This is a genomic window from Psychrobacter sp. CX90, assembly GCF_057396305.2.
In genome coordinates this window covers 1-18,299 of sequence record NZ_JBXYJD020000003.1, presented here as the reverse complement: position 1 = coordinate 18,299, position 18,299 = coordinate 1, and the positions used below count along the sequence as shown (strand labels likewise).

The window sequence follows — 18,299 nt, the reverse complement described above, 5'->3', positions numbered from 1 at the left end:
AAATAACTAAACACACCCAACCACAAGCCCTGTATCTTCTAATTGTAGTAAAGTGTTGGCTTTAATATCATTATCACTAAACGCCCCATCCAAGATAATAACTTTGCTAGGCGCAAGGGCGATAATATCGGCACATTTCTCTATTGTCATATCTCGAATAATGACGACTAAGCCAGCTTGAGGCATTGCGGTCTGCGGTCTGCGGTCTGCGGTCTGCGGTCTGCGGTCTGCGGTCTGCGGTCTGCGGTCTGCGGTCTGCGGTCTGCGGTCTGCGGTCTGCGGTCTGCGGTCTGCGGTCTGCGGTCTGCGGTCTGCGGTCTGCGGTCTGCGGGAGTGTACCGTCATCATTAGCACTGTCAAGTAATTTAGTCGTAAAACAACCATATCTCTGTTGATTTAACGGTAATATGGGCAAAGTCAACGGATAGCCTTCTTTTAACATCAGTTCAGTAACGATCCCCTCATCTGTAGCATCTTCCACTATCGGGTTAACGTGCTTTTCTAACAATGCGAGCAAGCTTTCGGTATCATTATTTTCGGGCTGTTGCCACGGGATAAAGTTGCTATCGGCAAGTTTGTAGACTTTAAAACCCTAAGTCTAGCGTTTTATTCTCGGCAAGGTCCGGATTGTCTACCAATATTTGCTGACCTGCACGGCGGATACGTTCTTTAGATATCTCGCTAATGGTGGGCGGTAAGTTGTTTTTTTGGCAAAACTCGTAAGCGTTTATATTGTCTTTAGGGTCAATGGCTTCAGGAATTTGCACCATGATAAATTTACGCTTACCAGCTTTTTTATTCTCATTATCATCACTTTCTTTTGTCTCTTCGGCATTTAACGCCATTACTGCATGGGCGGTGGTTGATGATCCTGCAAAAAAGTCTAGAATGATGTCATCTGCTTTAATATTTGCAATTTTCATAATACGTTTTAATAGCCTGACTGGCTTTGGACTATCAAATAAACCTTGGTCATCGAATAAGAACTTTAATTCCTGTCGTCCTTCTTGATTATGACCGACTTCTTTATATAGCCATAAAGTAGTAGCAACCATTCCCTCTTTGACTTCATTTAAAAAACGTTTTAAACGAGGTACATTCTTACCTTCAGTTCCAAACCAAATACGATTATCTTCAACTAATTCATTAAACTTATCTTTTGAAACACCCCAGCACCTGCCTTCTGTCGGCTTGATTTTGTTGCCACTTGGTGTAGTTACATAATAATCATATTTTTCGGAATATGTTTTAACGGTTAAATCACTGGCTGTCCAGACACCCCTAATATCATTATCGATATTTTTATATCGCTCATTTGCTTTAGCAGTTCTATCAAGTTTACCTACTTCAAATGTATTAATAGCTTTCGCATATATCAAGATATAATCGTGACTTTCCGATAAATATTTTGCATCATTTTTAGGGGAAAAAGCTCTCTGCCAAACAACTTCCGCTACAAAATTCTCTTCTCCAAATATCTCATCCATCAACAACCGTAAGTTTGCCACTTCATTATCATCGATCGACACAAATATTACCCCGTCATCCCGTAGCAAATTCTTTGCCAATGCTAAGCGCGGGTACATCATATTCAGCCAATTACTGTGATACTGTCCGTTCTCTTTACGGTTTGAGCGCATGCCATCGCTGTGAGTAAGGTTGCCGTCGTCGTCCAGTTGCCCTGCCCGTGCTTGGTACTCAGCTAGGCTTTCGCTATAGTCATCAGGGTAGATAAATCGGTCGTTGCCTGTGTTATACGGTGGGTCGATATATATCATCTTAATACGGTTGTAATAGCTCTTTTGCAGTATCTTAAGCACCGCTAAGTTATCACCTTCAATGAACAAATTATCCGTCTTATCGAAGTCTACTGACTCGTCAGGCTGAGGTAATAATGTTTGACTGGTTGAGGTCTTAAGCTCACGGTAAACGTGGTGCTTGCCTGCCCAGTTTAGCCCATACGCTTCAAAACTGGGCGCAAGCACATTCTCGCCCAGTACAGCTTTTAATGTCTCAACGTTGAGCTTACCTTCGCTAAAGGCTTCGGGGATAAGCTGTTGTAGCTTTTGCTTAAGTAGATCGTCAGGGGTTTGACTGAAAGGCGAGAGATTTCTTTTGTCTATATTATCTGAGGTATAATTAGCCATAGTTATCCATAGGTAGAACAGTAGTATCTTGTTTATAATTACATTAAGTAAAAGTTAGGATAATATGACAGCAGCCATATAGCAATGAGGAAGAATTAAATTGAGGAAACAAACTAAACTTTACGACATTGGCTGCCGTAAGACCAAAAAACCATCACAACCAAACCGCCACGTTATCAAAGCCCGATTGTAAGGAGCTATCCGCCACCATTAACGCCCGCTGACCACTCATACAAGTAAATACCAAGCGTTTATCTTTAGGGAGTTGTTTTAGCTGTTCTGGGTGCATGAGCACCTCACTTACTGGCAAATGCTGATGGCAAAACTTAGGCGACTGTTCAACTTCAGCAAGGCTACGCACATCAACTACCCAGTCTTGACTGCTCTGCTTATTATGATGTTTGTTTTGCGATTTATGAATGTCCGCTTCAGCAATAATATGCACATAATTATCAGGCTCTGGCGCACCAGTAAAATCAATAATAGTTTGGCGATAGCGCCATAAATCCATACTTAATAGCCGCCCTGCAAACTGTTGCTCATCGCCTAAAATGACCTTTATGACTTCTTGCGCTTGTAGCGTTCCCATAATGCCTGCTGCCGTACCAATTACGCCGACACTGTTACAATCTTGACCAACAGGGGGTGGATTAGGAAACACCGCTCGCATACTTGGGCAAGCCGAGCCCTCGCTTTTAGATGAATTCAATACAGTTGATGGCAAGGTTGAATGGCAAAACACACCCACATAACCTGTTACACCCATAACCGAGGCTGATATTAATGGTTTGCTATGCTGTATGCAGTAATCACTGAGCATATAGCTTATGGCAAAGTTGTCTGTTGCATCCACTATTATTTCGGCATCTGATAATAATGCTGTCATATTATCCGCATTAATTCTTTGCGCATGTTTAACAACATCAATGTCACTATTTAGCTCTGTCAGGGTGCGATGAGCAGCATCAACCTTTAATAGTCCTACATCACTTTCACGATACAACACTTGACGATGTAAGTTGGTTAAGCTAACGCTATCATGATCAATCAAGGTAAGCCTGCCCACGCCTGCCCCCGCCAAAAAAATGCTGGCGGGACAACCCAGGCCGCCCATACCGACAATAGCCACATGGCTTGTTATCAGCTTTGTTTGCCCTTGTGTGCCTAGTTGCGATACCATCATTTGACGTTGGTACCGCTCTAAGTTATCAGCAATATTGACACTATTTTTTACGCCATTTAAAATTGGGCTATCGGGCTTGAGCTGAGGGGCAATACTCATAACTTTATTCTTCAAACTGATTAAACCAAAATGGCGTACCAATAATGGGGGTAGAAGGACTTGCCATATCGCGAGGCAAAATTGGTGTTGATTGGTAAGCCTGCCTGCCTGCTGTGATTGCACTGGCAAAGGCAGTTGCCATGGTAATGGGATTACCAGATTTAGCCACTGCTGTATTGAGCAGAACGGCATCATAGCCCATTTCCATCGCTTGGCAAGCTTGAGAGGGCAAGCCAATACCGGCATCAATAATTAAAGGGACATCTGGGAAATACGACCGCAAAGTCTGCAAAGCTTTGGGGTTTTGTAGGCCTTGACCACTACCAATCGGAGCACCCCATGGCATGAGCACCTCACACCCAGCTTGTAATAACTTTTCTGCCACGATTAAATCGTCAGTGGTGTAAGGGAGCACTTGAAAGCCGTCATCGCTGAGTATTTTCGCGGCCTCAACTAAGGCAAAAACATTGGGCTGCAAGGTATCTTCATTGCCAATCAGCTCGAGCTTAATACGCGGGGTATCAAATAGCTCACGTGCCATATGTGCCGTGGTTACCGCTTCTTGCACAGTACGACAGCCTGCCGTGTTTGGCAAGATATGGGCATTTGTTTGTTTTATGAGGTTCCAAAACTGTTGCCCTGCTCCGTCGGCACCCGCTTCTCGTCTGACCGATACTGTAATCATCTGAGTACCAGACATGGCAATGGCATCGCTGAGTATTTTAGGTGAGGGGTATTGCGCCGTACCCAATAATAGACGGCTGTCTAAACTAAGGTCATACAGCTTTAATACATCGTTTTCTGCGTCAGCTTGACCATTGACTTGCATGCTAACCTCCCTGCATGGGTGCAACAACTTCGACTTGGTCGCCGTCACTAATAGGCTGGCACTCTCGAGTTGCTTTGGCGACAAATTTGCCATTAACTGCCGTAGCAACATGGCTGTTTGCCTCAAAACCTTGCTCCAATAACACCTCTAGCAGTGTGTTGGCTTCGGTTTGAATGGGTGTTCCGTTAAATTGAATAGTCATCATAAATTAAAGGGCTTTTTTGTTGGTAAATGATAAAATCGCTAACAATTTTGGCGAAGGCTGGAGACAGCAAGTACCCGTGGCGATACATACCATTAACCAGCAAATGCCTACCTTGTTTTATAATTTTTGGTAGATTGTCAGGATAGGCAGGACGGACATCAACGCCAATCTCAACAATTTCCGACTGTGAAAATGCAGGGTTTACCGCATAAACTGCTGACAACAGCTCCAAAACCGACCTCACTGAGGCACGCTCCCGTGAAGCACTTTCAATCATAGTTGCACCCAACATGAACTGACTGTTAGCACGGGGCACAAGATAAATTGGGATACGAGGGTGCAGTAAGCGCACAGGGCGAGATAATTCAAGCTCTGGGTTATACAGATGCAACATCTCTCCGCGTACGCCTCGTAAGTCAGGCAAATCGGAACGTGCACTATAACCTCGACAGTCCAGCAACCAGCCTCCCTGCTGATTTGCTTTTTTAGCCAGCTCTTTTATCTCCGTATCACTAAGCGTAGTATCTGCTATCACTTCAGCATTAGCCTTGATTTTTCTCCACAGCGCACGTAACACTTGCCGCGGCTCAATATGTGCTTCGGTTGGATAAAACAGCGCATCACGATGTTGATGTAATATAGGCTCTAAACTATGAAGCTCATTGGCATCTATCTTTCGCCACTGCTCGGTACGCTGTGCAAAGTGAGTCAGCATATTTTGATCACGGTTTGGCGAAATAACCAGCGTTCCATTTGCGGCGTAGTCGCAGCCCTCATTATTCTCACAAAATGACTGCCAGTACTGCATCGAAACATCAGATAACTCGCCAACCAACGGCTCAGCTGATTCCATTTCACAATAAGGAGCAAGCATACCACCTGCCCACCACGAGCATAAACTCTCATCCACACCTTTACTGGCTGTGATAACGCTTACCTCTTGTCCAGCATCGATCAGCATATCAGCACAAGTTAATCCGGCGACGCCTGTTCCTATTATTGTAATCATCTTATTTTATACTTTTAGGTTATATGCCCAGCCCATTTTGAGTATTGGCAACAATGACTTTTGTTAGGCTCATTTCAATGAATCACGAGCAGGTAAACTGCTATTTTCATGACGTCATCCTATCTCGCATAATGCCACAATCATAACTCAACACTTTTTTATATCATGGTTTTTCATATCATAGTTCTTCACAGTATGGTTTTTCACAGCATGGTTAAATCGAGAGCTATAATAAAAAGTTTAACTACGAATAAAATGTATCATAGTATGGCCTAAATCCTACTGGCTAAATAATGCTGCTTAAAGGACTACTAACTATGAAAGATTAAACATTTAGATTATAGCACGGTCATTGGAGCTGGTTACGTGGCATGGCCATGATGAAGTAGTCCACCTGCCCTATTTTGACGATATTGATTTTTAGTAAGGCTTACCTACATTTATTTGATAGCTGATTTAATAATTCGATAACTTATTTCATAAAAAACCATCTGCGATCAGCAAGAAAGTCAAACTACTGACATCAGCCTGTTATTGCTCATCTCACACTTAACCTATTGCCACGTCATATTATCGTAACCAAATCGATCGTTCGCTTTTATTTATAAGTCAATTTGGTTACCCTTATCTATTTGGCTTTAACTCAGATATTTAGTTTAGCAGTTGGATCTTAGTTACTAGTTATTAGCTCTTAATGATTCATATTGTGACTGATATTTATATTGTGGCTATTTTAAAGATGTCAACTTACAATATTCTCATTAGCACAACTTGAGAAATAATCAGACCGTTTGAACCAGTATACGTTTTAAAACGTAATAATGAGTTAAAAAGGGTATGAACTGCGTTGCCCTTTACTCAAACAATGACCCAGACAATAACACCCGCTTTATTACCTATATTGCAATGTTCGTAAACTTCATAATAATTAACTTATAACAGACAACTTATAACAGACAAAAGGACACTCATCATGCAACACGCAAAGACCTACTGTGTTTTAACTGCTGCCATTGGCTTTTCAATGGTTGCCACCTGTGCTCATGCCGGCAGACCTCCCGCTCAAAATTTATCAAACGCACATTTTCAGCAGTGTTTAGACGGACTAAAAGGGTCTAGCCAGTTTCGAGGAGTTGATAGCTTTACCTTTAATACCTACCGCCCAACTGAACCTGATCCTAGTGTTATCCAGTCCCTCAATTACCAACCAGAATTCCAAAAAGACGTGTGGGATTACTTGTCCGTTTTAGTAGATAAGGAAAGAGTTGAAGATGGCATTCGTGCTAAGCATGAAATGGCAGACACCTTGCGACGCATTGAGTCACGTTATGGCGTTAAGGCCGAACATGTTTTAGGCGTATGGGGTGTCGAATCAAACTTCGGGCAAACTTTGGGCAAAAATGACTTATTCAAATCTCTAGCTACATTATCTTGCTTTGACCGTCGCCAAACATACTTCCGTGGCGAATTCGCCAATGCGCTAAAAATCGTTCAAAATGGGGATATCGCCCCAAGCGACATGACAGGTTCTTGGGCAGGGGCATTTGGACAAACTCAGTTTATGCCCGGTACATTTTTAGATTTAGCAGTAGACTTTGATGGAGATGGTCGCCGAGATTTAGTAAATAGTAAGCCAGATGCGCTGGCATCCACGGCCAACTTCCTCAAAAAACGCGGATACCGTACTGGCGAACCTTGGGGTTACGAGGTTAAAATGCCATCAGGTTTTTGGGGTTCAAATAGCCGTAAAGACAAAAAATCAATGAGCTACTGGCGTGACAAAGGTTTTACACTTGCAGATGGCCGCCCTCTACCTTACGACTTAGATCGTGCAGGTTTGTTATTGCCTGCAGGTATGGATGGTCCTGCGTTTTTAGTGGGTAAAAACTTTGATACGTTTTATTCTTACAATGCGTCTGAAAACTATGCGTTAGCGATTGCGCATTTGTCAGACTTAATTGCTAAAGAAGACAGCAGCAAGACTGACTTTGTTACCGCTTGGCCAACTGATGACCCTGGTATTAGCCGTCGCCAAGCTAAAGAAATTCAGCAGGCGCTTTTAAATGCAGGCTACGATATAGGTGATGTAGATGGCATTATTGGCGACAACACGCGTACCGCTATCCAGCAATATCAGACCAGTAAGGGCGTATTCCCAGCTAACGGGCATGCCGGTCAAAAATTCTATCAGTTGATTATGGGTAATCAAGGGCAAAACAGCAATCGACCTTATCAACAGCCAATGCAGTCACAGCAGCAAACCTACAATCCGCAAAACTCGCAGATTAGTCAGTCAAATGACAGCATTGCCCAGCTTATCGAAAAGCAAGATGGTTATCGCCGTGTGGCTGATGCCAATGGCAACGTTCGTTTGGTTCGTATTGATAATGGTAAATAATCCTAAAACATACTTAATTTCATATTAGGGGCGGTATAGTCTGTAAGCTTTATGCTATAAATGATTCACATATAGCCAAAGGCAAGATAAAGAGTGACGATGTCGATCTCCCTAGATATACTATATGTATCATCTAGGGTTGGTCGCCGCGTACCTTATTTAATTGCCTCAGAATACACCTCTTACTATAGCGGGTTTAAATAGTAAAAAATAATAAAGCCATGCAATATGCATGGCTTTATTATTTTAGGGTTTATATTTACACATTAAATAGAAATTTTAGACGATAGGCGGTGGGTTTGGCTTTCCGTTTTCTCCATCCCATTTTTCTTGCGCTTTTTTATCTAAGTCGGCAGGGGATTTTGGCTCCCATTTACCATTTTCTTTCCAAGTTTCATCTCCCCAGTCATCCTCTTTATCGTCGTCCCACTTTTTATAGGCCTCTTTAGGATCGATACCGCGGCGCTTCATATCTGCTATCTGCTCTTCTAATGTATGAGGTTTATCTGCCTCATGCATTGTCTCTTCAAGTTTATTTAATTCAACTTTCAACTTATCATCTTTAGGGTTGCTCATGTTGTTTTCCTCAAAATAGAACACAATGATTAATTTTTTATATCTAACACTTCGACCATTTAGCCGTAATCAAAATAGCAGTATAAATAATTTTAGAGTTTAAAAAAAAACTATTCAAATTGGAATGTTTGCCTCTCTTTCGTTGATATTGACTGATATACAATATACATTGCTATATCTAAGTCTGTATTCAATATTAAAGTCTACTGGATGATATTAGCCTTCACAATCTGAACACGTATACTTTATATTAATGATTTGTATATCCAGCATAAACCCCAAACAACACTATAAAAACTGACCGCCTACTAACCGTTTAACCATTAGCGAAGTAGCAGCAAGATCACCTTTTATAGATGTCGTAACAAATGCCAACTTGGCACTAGCAGGTATCTTACCCCTTATTTTTGAGTCATCTATTATCTTTGAGGCCTCTATATTTGAGCCATCGCTACTATCTACAATACCAATATAAAGATCATCATAAAGCTGATCTAATGAGCAGTTAGATTTATGAGTAGAAACCAGAGGAGTATTAGAAGGCTGACTAGAGCATTTAGCAAACATTTGCCTTTCTGACAATATCTCTTTGACACGACTGGCAATGGCCGCTCCAGAATCGACAATAGATATCCCAAGGTTATGAGCGGCGACCTCTTCCATAATAAATTCTTGAAAAAAAGGATAGTGGGTACACCCTAACACTAAATGATCGACTTGTTGTCGAGAAAACTCATGCAACTGTGCTTTAAGCTCATGAGCAGCATCACTGTCTACCCGCATGCCCGACTCAACCCAGGGCACAAGGTTTGGATTAAAACATTTAATGACATTTACTTTAGCGGGCATGGCGTAATCTCTAATAACATCATTAAGTAAAGCACCTTCAAGGGTCGCTTTAGTGGCTAAAACCGCCACATTTTTACTTTTACTGTTCAGCACCGCTGGCTTTAATGCAGGTACTAGTCCCACAATGGGTAGATCAGGATATCTGCTACGAATCACGTCCAATGCATGGGCAGACGCACTATTACAAGCGATAACAATTAATTTGCATCCGGCAGCTACCAGCCAATCGACTGCAGTGACAGTCAAATGTGTTATTTCTTCACTTGAGCGCGCGCCATAAGGTACATTGAGCAAATCAGCATAATAAATATAGGACTCATTTGGCAACACCTGTTTTAGATGCGTATATACCGACAAGCCACCCACTCCTGAATCAAATAAACCTATGGGTGCTTCACTCGAATCTATACTTAAAGCACTCGGGGCTAGACTGACAGCACGATCCTCTACCAACTGCTTATCATTTTGATCGATATCATAATGACCGGAAGGCGTGATTGATTTAGTCGATGTCTTTCCTAACATTAAGGCTGTCTCACTGTCACAAAACCTAATTTAATTTGAATTTTTGGCCGACTACTCAAGGTAATTTTTTGAATTCCTATTTTTAAAGACCTGTTTTTAAAAAACTGTATAAAGGAATTTAGAGTTCACAGTTACCTTGAGTAGGTCAAGGTGCTCTACGATATGAGACTCTATAATATCACCAACTAACTAGGAACCGATATCTCGTATTTTTTGCCACCACTTTGCAAGGTCAGCGCGGTTCTACCTTTTTGCTCACTAAGCTCGCCTAATTTAATAAGATGCATTAACACATTACGTGATATAAGTGCTTTCATACCAAAGCGCACCTCAATATAAGGTCTGTCCTCGCCTTGATAGGTAATCATTTCAAGCGGGTGGTCGTCATCTAGATACACGATATCGCCCGTACTGGTTATAAACTCAATCATTTGAACCTCATTTTTTTCAACAACATTCACTTGGTTGACTAAAAACGGGACATCTTCTACGGTAATACGAATTTTTTCAACGGGAGTTTTAAGATAATACTCAGTCGATTTGCCACTATCTTCAGAATGTTCAGGCCATAGGACGGTCGAGAATAAATCTATTAATGATTGCCGAGTAATTCTACTACCCTCATGCCACCATTCCCCATTTGCTTTAATGATCAAATCCATGTTACCGCAGTTTTCAGGGTGCCACTTATCTAATGGCGGAATAGCTCGACCACGGCGCTCGCTAGTCTCTTGTTTAATATATTCGGAAATTGAGTCTAAACTAAGGTTAGACATCGGTGGTTTTGACTTAGAGTTTGTCATTGCTATTATCTCCTGATGTGAATTCTGCATAAACTTGGGAAAACAGACGACTTTTACTACTTTATCACGGCCTAGTCACAAATCGTGTCGTCTTTATCCAACTTTTATTTTATAATAGGTAACTAACTGCAAGCCTTTTTTTATATTAAGTTCTATATTTAAGCCAGCTAATGTCATGATAAGTGTTGTTCATATCTGTCTGATGATAGTTGCTACTATTACTTATTTCCACTATTAGATATATTTTAATAGCGTCATACTAAATTTTTGCTAGCAAGAAATTAACATAATTTACGACCACTTATTAGCTGTGGTCGTGGCATTATTGAGCCAGCTATAAGGAGTCTGAAATGCAAGATGAACAGGTAGAACGTGAATCAATGGAGTTTGATGTTGTCATTGTTGGGGGTGGCCCCGCTGGACTTTCAGCAGCCATTCGGCTTCGTCAACTTGCTCTTGAAGCTGGCAACGACGAATTTATGGTCTGTGTGGTCGAAAAAGGCTCCGAATTTGGTGCGCATACGTTATCGGGCGCCGTTATTGAGCCACGTGCACTTAATGAGCTTATCCCTGATTGGAAAGAAAAAGGGGCACCACTTAATGTACCTGCTACAGAAGACCGTATTTATTATTTAAACTCTGCTACCCGCTCAATGAAGGTTCCTGATGCCTTTGTTCCTAAGCCTATGCATAACCATGGTAACTACATCGTGTCATTAGGTAACGTGGTGCGCTGGCTTGCTGAACAAGCAGAAGAGCTTGAGGTCATGATGTTCCCAGGCTTTAGTGCGTCAGATATCTTATACAAAGATGATGGTTCCGTACGTGGTGTATTAACAGGCGATATGGGGGTGGCTGCAGATGGGTCACATAAGCCAAGTTATGAGCCAGGCTATGAGCTATTGGCTAAATATACTATCTTTGCAGAAGGTTGTCGTGGTCATCTAGGCAAGCGTTTAATCAGCCGCTTTGCTTTAGATAAAGACAGTGATCCACAGCATTATGGTATTGGCTTAAAAGAGCTTTGGGAAGTTGACCCAAGCAAACATGAGCAAGGTGTTGTCATGCATGGCCTTGGTTGGCCATTAACTGAAACAGGCTCTACGGGAGGTTGGTGGTTATACCACGATGAGAACAACCAAGTCAGTTTCGGTTTGGTTGTCGATTTATCCTATCACAATCCTTATGTTTCGCCGTTTGACGAAATGCAGCGCTTAAAAACTCATCCCGTTATTAGACAAGTGTTAGAAGGCGGAAAGCGTATCTCTTATGGCGCACGTGCGCTCACTAAAGGCGGTCTAAACTCACTACCTAAGCTGACCTTCCCAGGTGGTGTATTGGTAGGGGATGATGCTGGATTCTTAAATTCTGCTAAAATCAAAGGCACCCACACCTCAATGAAATCAGGTATGTTAGCTGCTGAAGCGATTTTTTCAGCACTACAGGCTGGCCGTCAGCATGATGAAGTTGAAAGCTATAGTAAACTTTATAAAGAGTCATGGTTATATGAAGACAATAAGTCTGCCCGTAACTTCTCCCCTGCTATCCACCGTATGGGGCTATTTATGGGAGGCGCATTTACTTTTATCGAGCACAACTTGCTTGGTGGCAAAATGCCACTAACCCTTCATGACAATACGCCAGATTATGACGCTTTAGACAAAGCCAGCCAAACGTATCAACCAAATTACCCAAAACCAGATGGTAAATTAACTTTTGATAAGCTATCTTCAGTGTTTGTCTCTAATACTAACCATGCTGAAGATCAGCCCAACCATTTGAAGCTGACAGATCCAACTGTGCCAATTAGTGTCAACTTACCTATCTATGCTGAGCCTGCTCAACGCTATTGCCCTGCAGGTGTATATGAGGTAGTAAAAGATGCAGAAGGTGCTAAGTTTGTGATTAATGCCCAGAATTGTGTGCATTGTAAAACCTGTGATATTAAAGACCCTTCTCAAAACATAACTTGGGTAACCCCTGAAGGCGGTGGCGGCCCTAACTATCCAAATATGTAATGGTTTTGATTAACCTAGCTCATTAGTTACAAACCCTCCTGCTCTATTGATAAGCTGACCCCCATAAGTTGGACACGACTTATGGGGGTCAGCTCCTTTAGGGCTTTAGGGAGACTTTTTATTATTTAGATCCAACTATAGTCAAAGAAGTCTAAAATGGTTACAAGGCAACCGAGTGCAAGTACTACTGGAGTAGGCTTAACGAGGTTAACGCCGTAACCGTTTAGTAGTTCGCTGACTATACTGAATATTAACTTATACCCTCATACTATTTGATAATTTTATAGTTCATATAATTAAAAAGTAAAAATAAAATAAAAAAATTATGAGGTAAGCGTATGGTTGTTATGAACAAAATAAATCGACGTTTTTAGACATATATAATATGTATATATATTTACTTGTAAAACCACGAAAATAATGGGGGATTGTAAATAAAATCTAGATCAAAACAAAACCCTAGAAATACTAAAAAGAACCTTTTATAAATTTACCTTTAATATCAATAGTTAAGTCTAATTGATTAAATTTCTGGTAGTGTTTGATTTGTTCCTTGCTATCATTTAATTGCGACTGTAAACTACAGTATGTATTGAAAAAATACTAAAAGTTACATTGCCGATGTTTTAAGTATAAAAACCTTAACATTGGATTACTAATTGTAAACATATGGTTTTAAATTTTGCTTGTCACCCATTTACATGACAAAAGGAGTTTGTCTCATGAGTAATTCTCGTGATGCCTCAGGCTATTGGAAAGCCAATGTGCGTCTTATCTTAATATGTTTAACCGTATGGGCCATCGTACCTTACGGATTTGCAATATTATTCCGACCTCTACTCGCCGGTATCCAGTTTGCTGGAGTTGACCTTGGTTTTTGGTTTGCCCAGCAAGGTTCAATTGCAACCTTTATGGCTATCATCTTTTTCTACGCTTGGCGAATGAACAAGCTAGATAAGCAATTTGGCGTAGAAGAGGAATAGCCGCATGAGTCAGTTTTTAATTAATATTTTGTTCGTTGGTGCGTCATTTGTACTTTACTTCGGTATTGCCATTTGGGCTCGTGCTGGATCAACTAAAGAGTTTTATGTCGCTGGTGGTGGTGTCCATCCTATCGTAAATGGTATGGCTACCGGTGCTGACTGGATGAGTGCCGCATCCTTCATCTCAATGGCAGGCTTGCTCGCTGCTGGTGGTTATGGTGCATCTACTTACCTAATGGGTTGGACGGGCGGCTATGTACTACTTGCTCTGCTACTGGCACCTTATTTACGTAAATTTGGTAAATTCACAGTACCTGACTTTATTGGCGATCGATTCTACTCGAAAACCGCAGCGCTTGTTGCAGTTGTATGTTTGATTGTGGCATCTACTACATATGTTATAGGTCAAATGACGGGAGCAGGCGTTGCTTTCTCACGCTTTTTAGAAGTTGACAATACCACCGGCCTGATTATTGCTGCCGTTGTTGTATTTTTCTATGCAGTACTGGGTGGTATGAAAGGTATTACCTATACACAGGTCGCACAGTATGTGGTACTAATTATTGCTTATACTGTCCCTGCTGTATTCATATCCCTTGAGTTAACCGGCAATCCGATTCCAGGTTTAGGTATGTTCTCAACGCATACTGAATCAGGGCTTCCTTTACTGGCTAAGCTTGATCAAGTCGTTCAAGAATTAGGTTTCACAGCTTATACGGCTGACGTTCCTAATAAATTAAACATGGTTCTGTTTACCTTATCTCTAATGATTGGTACAGCTGGTCTGCCTCACGTTATCATCCGTTTCTTCACTGTCCCTAAAGTAGCTGACGCTCGTTGGTCTGCAGGTTGGGCACTCGTGTTTATTGCCCTATTATACTTTACTGCACCAGCTGTAGGGTCTATGGCTCGTTTAAACCTTATCGATACGGTCTATCCTAACGGTACTGCTGAAGCGCCACTTCCCTATGACCAGCGTCCAAGCTGGATGCAAACTTGGGAAGAGACGGGTCTAATTAAGTACAACGACTTTAACGGCGATGGCCGTATTCAGATGTATAACGATGGTGGACTTCGTGAAGCACAGTTGGCGTTGGCTGCTGCTGAAACTGATGGTGGCGATGTTGCTGCTGCTCAAGCCGCTGTTGAAGCTGCTAAAGTTGCTCAAGGCGAAATACTTGATGGTAAGTTTAATAATGCTGGATGGGAAGGAAATGAGCTTGATGTAAACAAAGACATCATGGTACTTGCTAATCCAGAAATTGCACAGCTTCCACCATGGGTTATCGGCCTTATTGCAGCGGGTGGTCTTGCCGCAGCGTTATCTACCGCAGCAGGTCTATTACTGGCAATATCTTCAGCCATTAGTCATGATTTAATTAAGCGTAATCTTAATCCTAACATCTCAGATAAAGGCGAGTTATTGGCTGCGCGTATCTCGATGGCCGTGGCCATTGTTATCGCAACGTATCTTGGCTTAAATCCACCAGGTTTCGCGGCTCAGGTTGTTGCTTTAGCCTTTGGTATCGCAGGTGCATCACTATTCCCAGCCTTAATGATGGGTATATTTTCAAAGCGTATCAACAGCATTGGGGCTATCGCAGGTATGCTCGCTGGTTTAATTACTACCCTTGTTTACATCTTTGTATTCAAAGGCTGGTTCTTTGTCAGTGGCACAGCGAACTTCCCTGATACTGCTGAATACTGGTTATTAGGTATCTCGCCACTATCATTTGGTGCTATTGGAGCATTGATTAACTTTGTGATAGCATTTGCTGTATCTTCAGTGACTGCGCCTCCTCCTGCTCATATTCAAGAGCTCGTGGAAAGCGTGCGTACGCCTCATGGTGCTGGCGGTGCGGTTGATCACTAACCGTTAAGTTATTCACAGTTTGTTTATTAATGAATAAGCCAGAAATTCTGGCTTATTTTTTTTCAAACCTAGGCTCTATTGAATAGACTCAACTTTCGAGTAAATAAACCTCACTCATGTATAGCCGCTAAAAACTTAAGTGAGGTTTGTTTTATTCAAAATCAGGATAAGTTATCAAATAACGACATTTTAAGGCCTAGTGCAATAGGTGTACTATAATTGGCATAAATAAAAGCTAGGATGGACCCACATGATTTATGAGTTTATAGCAACCATCAGTGCAGGTTTTGCTATGGCAGGACTGGCTTTAATTATTCGTCACTTGAGTAAACTGGCGGGTATGACTACCCCAAGATGGTTGATCCCCGTTTTTGCTGGTTTAGGGATGTTAGGCTTTCAAATTCATCAGGAATATAACTGGCAAGAGCAACAGACTAACAGACTGCCCGAACAAGTGACTGTCGTAAAAATGGTAAAAGGCAGTGAATGGTTTCGCCCGTGGAGTTATATAAAACCTCAGACTATACGTTTTATGGCAGTAAATAACGGTCAGAATGTGAGTAATGAATTTAACAACATACCTGAACTTGCCTCTGATAGCATCAAACGAGTCAATATTTATCTATTTGAGAGACGACTCAGTACTAAAATCGTTCCACAGCTTATTAACTGCTCCAAGCAACAACATGCCGATTTAATCGGCATTAGTGAAACATCGTCTAAGCAAGCAATAGCAGCAGATAATACAAATAACACTTCCGAACCGCAACAAGCACAAATCGCTAAAGACAAGCTGGTTTGGATGCCGTTAGAGACTCAAGATGAATTATACAAAGCTGTTTGCACTGATTAACTTATAATCGGCGCACTTATAAAACGCTACGGTTTTGACCTCGTTTGCTGGACAAAAGCACCATCCAAACTCGGTTGCCTTGTAACGACTTTAAAGCTCTCTGACTATAGCTTATTGAACAGTAAGTCTGGAACGATTGTTTTCAACCGTTTTTTTGCCAATTCCTTTTACCTTAGTCAGCTCATCCACACGTCTAAAGTAGCCTAGCCCCTCTCGGTAAAGAATGATATCTTTAGCCTTGCTACTGCCAATACCTTTTAGAGTCGTCAATTCACTTTCAGTGGCGGTATTAATATTAATCATAAACACCGCTGCGTCTTTACTGTATTTTTTATCACTCTGCTCTTCGCCTATCAGATAGTTATAGGCTGCTTTGGCGTCATTAAAGCATTGCTGGGCATGTACGGGCTGCATGACCAAACTTTGTAATAACAGAATGATAAAAATACCTGACCTATTCATATTTTTTCGCCAAGTCCCACAAGGCATCCATGTCATCTAAAGTGCTTTGTTCTGGTGTTAATCCCCGCTTCGCAAGCTCTGCTTCAATATAACCAAAGCGAGATTTAAATTTATGCACGCAGGTTAGTGTTGCCGCCTCAGCATCTAGGTTTAACTTTCGAGCCACATTAACCAGCCCAAAAAAACAGTCGCCCATTTCCTTTTCTAGTTCGATATGCAGTTTGTCTTCTTGTTCTGTACTCCTTGCCTCATCTTTTTGTTTGATGGCCACTTTTAATTCCGCTATCTCTTCTTCTAGTTTTTCTAAGGCGCCCTCAACCCCTCCCCAATCAAAGCCCATCTTACTAGCCGCTTTCTGGATGCTTTGCGACTGCATGAGCGCGGAACCGCCTTTTACTTTGTCTAAGCGACGTTTGGGCTTGCCTCGGCTTTCTCGTTCAGCATCCTCCTCGGCCTTAATCTCGTCCCAACGTTGTTTAGCCGCCTGTTCATCAGCTAGCTTATCGGATTCAAACACGTGAGGATGGCGCCTTATCAATTTTTTTTGCAACAGATTAACCACATCGCCTAAATCAAATAGGCCTTGTTCTGCATAGAGTTGACAGTGGAATACCACCTGTAGTAGCACATCGCCAAGCTCGCCTTTAATGTCTTCAATATCACCAGACTGCACTGCCTCAGCTAGCTCATACGATTCTTCGATGGCATAAGGGATTAAGCTATAATTGGTCTGCTTCATATCCCAAGGACAATCAGCTCTTAACCTTGCCATAAGGGCTAATAAATCATTTAAATCATTAGTGGGTCTTGGCTTACCTTGTACAGGTTTCGGCACAGTAACCTTATGCGGCTCTTGCGATTCGTATGATTTGTCTAAATATTGTTTGTGAATATCTGACATTTACCCCTCCCTTTTATCATTTAGATATTGTCAAAGTAGTCTAAAGTAGCCGCAAGGCAATTAGCCTAGCCAGTAACGGGCTTAATTATTCAAGCAACCACAGCCACCAAGATTAACCTTGTCACTGTTTTAAATTACCTTAACTATAAGTGATTTTGCAGATCAATTTATTGCTTTTTTGATCTACAACCTGAGCTGTTATTAATTTGTCATGGTTAATGTGTATCATTTTGAGACTTATAGGCGCGACGTGCATCATTTGAATCAGATTGAATACATGGAATAAGAAGATAACTATGACAGATATTAAAAACCCTAACTTAAAGCCGCAATCAGATTCTCAATTAAATCCGCAACCTTCGTTATCACGCATTGTGATCATTGGAGCCGGCTACGTTGGATTATCAAACGCTATATTATTAGCGCAATCTAGCCTTAATACCCATGTTACCTTATTCGATATAGACACTCATAAAGTTAACTTACTCCAACAGCGTCAATCCCCCTTAAAAGATAACGACATTTGCAATTTTTTAGCAAATAAGCAGCTGAATCTCAATGTGACGAATGATGCCTCCAAAATCTA

General features: G+C 41.5%; 16 protein-coding genes and 1 pseudogene. 6 read left to right on the top strand and 11 right to left on the bottom strand.

From position 1 onward, the window contains the following. Positions 1 to 6: 6 nt before the first annotated feature. The 6 genes from AC2SLN_RS13385 to AC2SLN_RS13360 form a co-directional block, all read right to left on the bottom strand. Positions 7 to 348, bottom strand: coding sequence for a hypothetical protein (locus AC2SLN_RS13385; RefSeq protein ID WP_495057389.1), 342 nt, complete (start codon positions 346 to 348; stop codon positions 7 to 9). Positions 349 to 584: 236 nt separating this feature from the next. Next, positions 585 to 2,147, bottom strand: coding sequence for a DNA methyltransferase (locus AC2SLN_RS13380; RefSeq protein ID WP_495057388.1), 1,563 nt, complete (start codon positions 2,145 to 2,147; stop codon positions 585 to 587). 154 nt (positions 2,148 to 2,301) lie between these two features. Continuing rightward, a complete protein-coding gene (locus tag AC2SLN_RS13375) occupies positions 2,302 to 3,429 on the bottom strand; it encodes a ThiF family adenylyltransferase (protein ID WP_486549021.1) in 1,128 nt (375 codons plus the stop codon). Between the two features lie 4 nt (positions 3,430 to 3,433). Next, a complete protein-coding gene (locus AC2SLN_RS13370) occupies positions 3,434 to 4,258 on the bottom strand; it encodes a thiazole synthase (protein ID WP_486549022.1) in 825 nt (274 codons plus the stop codon). Position 4,259: 1 nt separating this feature from the next. Further along, positions 4,260 to 4,463: a sulfur carrier protein ThiS gene (gene thiS / locus AC2SLN_RS13365; protein WP_486549023.1), complete on the bottom strand. Its 204-nt coding sequence runs from the start codon at positions 4,461 to 4,463 to the stop codon at positions 4,260 to 4,262. Further along, positions 4,444 to 5,472, bottom strand: a complete 1,029-nt coding sequence (locus AC2SLN_RS13360) for an FAD-dependent oxidoreductase (RefSeq protein ID WP_486549024.1) — start codon at positions 5,470 to 5,472, stop codon at positions 4,444 to 4,446. The genes thiS and AC2SLN_RS13360 overlap by 20 nt, the downstream gene beginning before the upstream one ends. A gap of 1,024 nt (positions 5,473 to 6,496) precedes the next feature. Between AC2SLN_RS13360 and AC2SLN_RS13355 the strand changes: the two genes are divergently transcribed. Further along, entirely contained in the window at positions 6,497 to 7,870 is a 1,374-nt protein-coding gene (locus AC2SLN_RS13355) for a lytic murein transglycosylase (RefSeq protein WP_486549098.1), read from the top strand. Positions 7,871 to 8,149: 279 nt separating this feature from the next. Here the strand turns inward: AC2SLN_RS13355 and AC2SLN_RS13350 are convergent, their stop codons facing one another. The 3 genes from AC2SLN_RS13350 to AC2SLN_RS13340 all read right to left on the bottom strand — a co-directional run bounded on the left by AC2SLN_RS13350 (position 8,150) and on the right by AC2SLN_RS13340 (position 10,623). After that, the gene (locus tag AC2SLN_RS13350) at positions 8,150 to 8,446 is read right to left on the bottom strand and encodes a hypothetical protein (RefSeq protein WP_486531546.1); all 297 of its coding nucleotides are present in this window, start codon (positions 8,444 to 8,446) and stop codon (positions 8,150 to 8,152) included. 288 nt (positions 8,447 to 8,734) lie between these two features. Then, positions 8,735 to 9,820 carry a glutamate racemase gene (murI, locus tag AC2SLN_RS13345; protein WP_486549025.1) on the bottom strand — a complete coding sequence of 362 codons (1,086 nt, stop codon included), beginning with the start codon at positions 9,818 to 9,820 and terminating at the stop codon, positions 8,735 to 8,737. A gap of 185 nt (positions 9,821 to 10,005) precedes the next feature. Then, entirely contained in the window at positions 10,006 to 10,623 is a 618-nt protein-coding gene (locus AC2SLN_RS13340; RefSeq protein WP_486549026.1) for a DUF1285 domain-containing protein, read from the bottom strand. Positions 10,624 to 10,973: 350 nt separating this feature from the next. Here AC2SLN_RS13340 and AC2SLN_RS13335 point away from each other — a divergent pair, with 350 nt between their 5' ends. From AC2SLN_RS13335 to AC2SLN_RS13320, 4 genes are all read left to right on the top strand, one after another. Next, a complete protein-coding gene (locus AC2SLN_RS13335) occupies positions 10,974 to 12,641 on the top strand; it encodes an electron transfer flavoprotein-ubiquinone oxidoreductase (RefSeq protein WP_486549027.1) in 1,668 nt (555 codons plus the stop codon). Between the two features lie 722 nt (positions 12,642 to 13,363). Continuing rightward, the gene (locus AC2SLN_RS13330; protein WP_486531542.1) at positions 13,364 to 13,624 is read left to right on the top strand and encodes a DUF4212 domain-containing protein; all 261 of its coding nucleotides are present in this window, start codon (positions 13,364 to 13,366) and stop codon (positions 13,622 to 13,624) included. A 4-nt stretch (positions 13,625 to 13,628) separates the two neighbouring features. Continuing rightward, positions 13,629 to 15,497 carry a sodium:solute symporter family protein gene (locus AC2SLN_RS13325; RefSeq protein ID WP_486549029.1) on the top strand — a complete coding sequence of 623 codons (1,869 nt, stop codon included), beginning with the start codon at positions 13,629 to 13,631 and terminating at the stop codon, positions 15,495 to 15,497. A 250-nt stretch (positions 15,498 to 15,747) separates the two neighbouring features. Then, on the top strand, positions 15,748 to 16,350 hold the full coding sequence (locus tag AC2SLN_RS13320) for a hypothetical protein (protein ID WP_486549030.1): 603 nt from the start codon (positions 15,748 to 15,750) through the stop codon (positions 16,348 to 16,350). Between the two features lie 111 nt (positions 16,351 to 16,461). On the opposite strand, the gene AC2SLN_RS13315 is transcribed toward AC2SLN_RS13320, so the two are convergent. Then, positions 16,462 to 16,812 carry a ComEA family DNA-binding protein gene (locus AC2SLN_RS13315; protein ID WP_486549031.1) on the bottom strand — a complete coding sequence of 117 codons (351 nt, stop codon included), beginning with the start codon at positions 16,810 to 16,812 and terminating at the stop codon, positions 16,462 to 16,464. Next, positions 16,805 to 17,713, bottom strand: coding sequence for a nucleoside triphosphate pyrophosphohydrolase (gene mazG / locus AC2SLN_RS13310; protein ID WP_486549033.1), 909 nt, complete (start codon positions 17,711 to 17,713; stop codon positions 16,805 to 16,807). The genes AC2SLN_RS13315 and mazG overlap by 8 nt, the downstream gene beginning before the upstream one ends. 296 nt (positions 17,714 to 18,009) lie before the next feature. On the opposite strand from mazG, the pseudogene AC2SLN_RS13305 reads away from it, so the two are divergent. Then, a pseudogene (locus tag AC2SLN_RS13305) lies at positions 18,010 to 18,299 on the top strand (UDP-glucose 6-dehydrogenase); the annotation flags it as partial.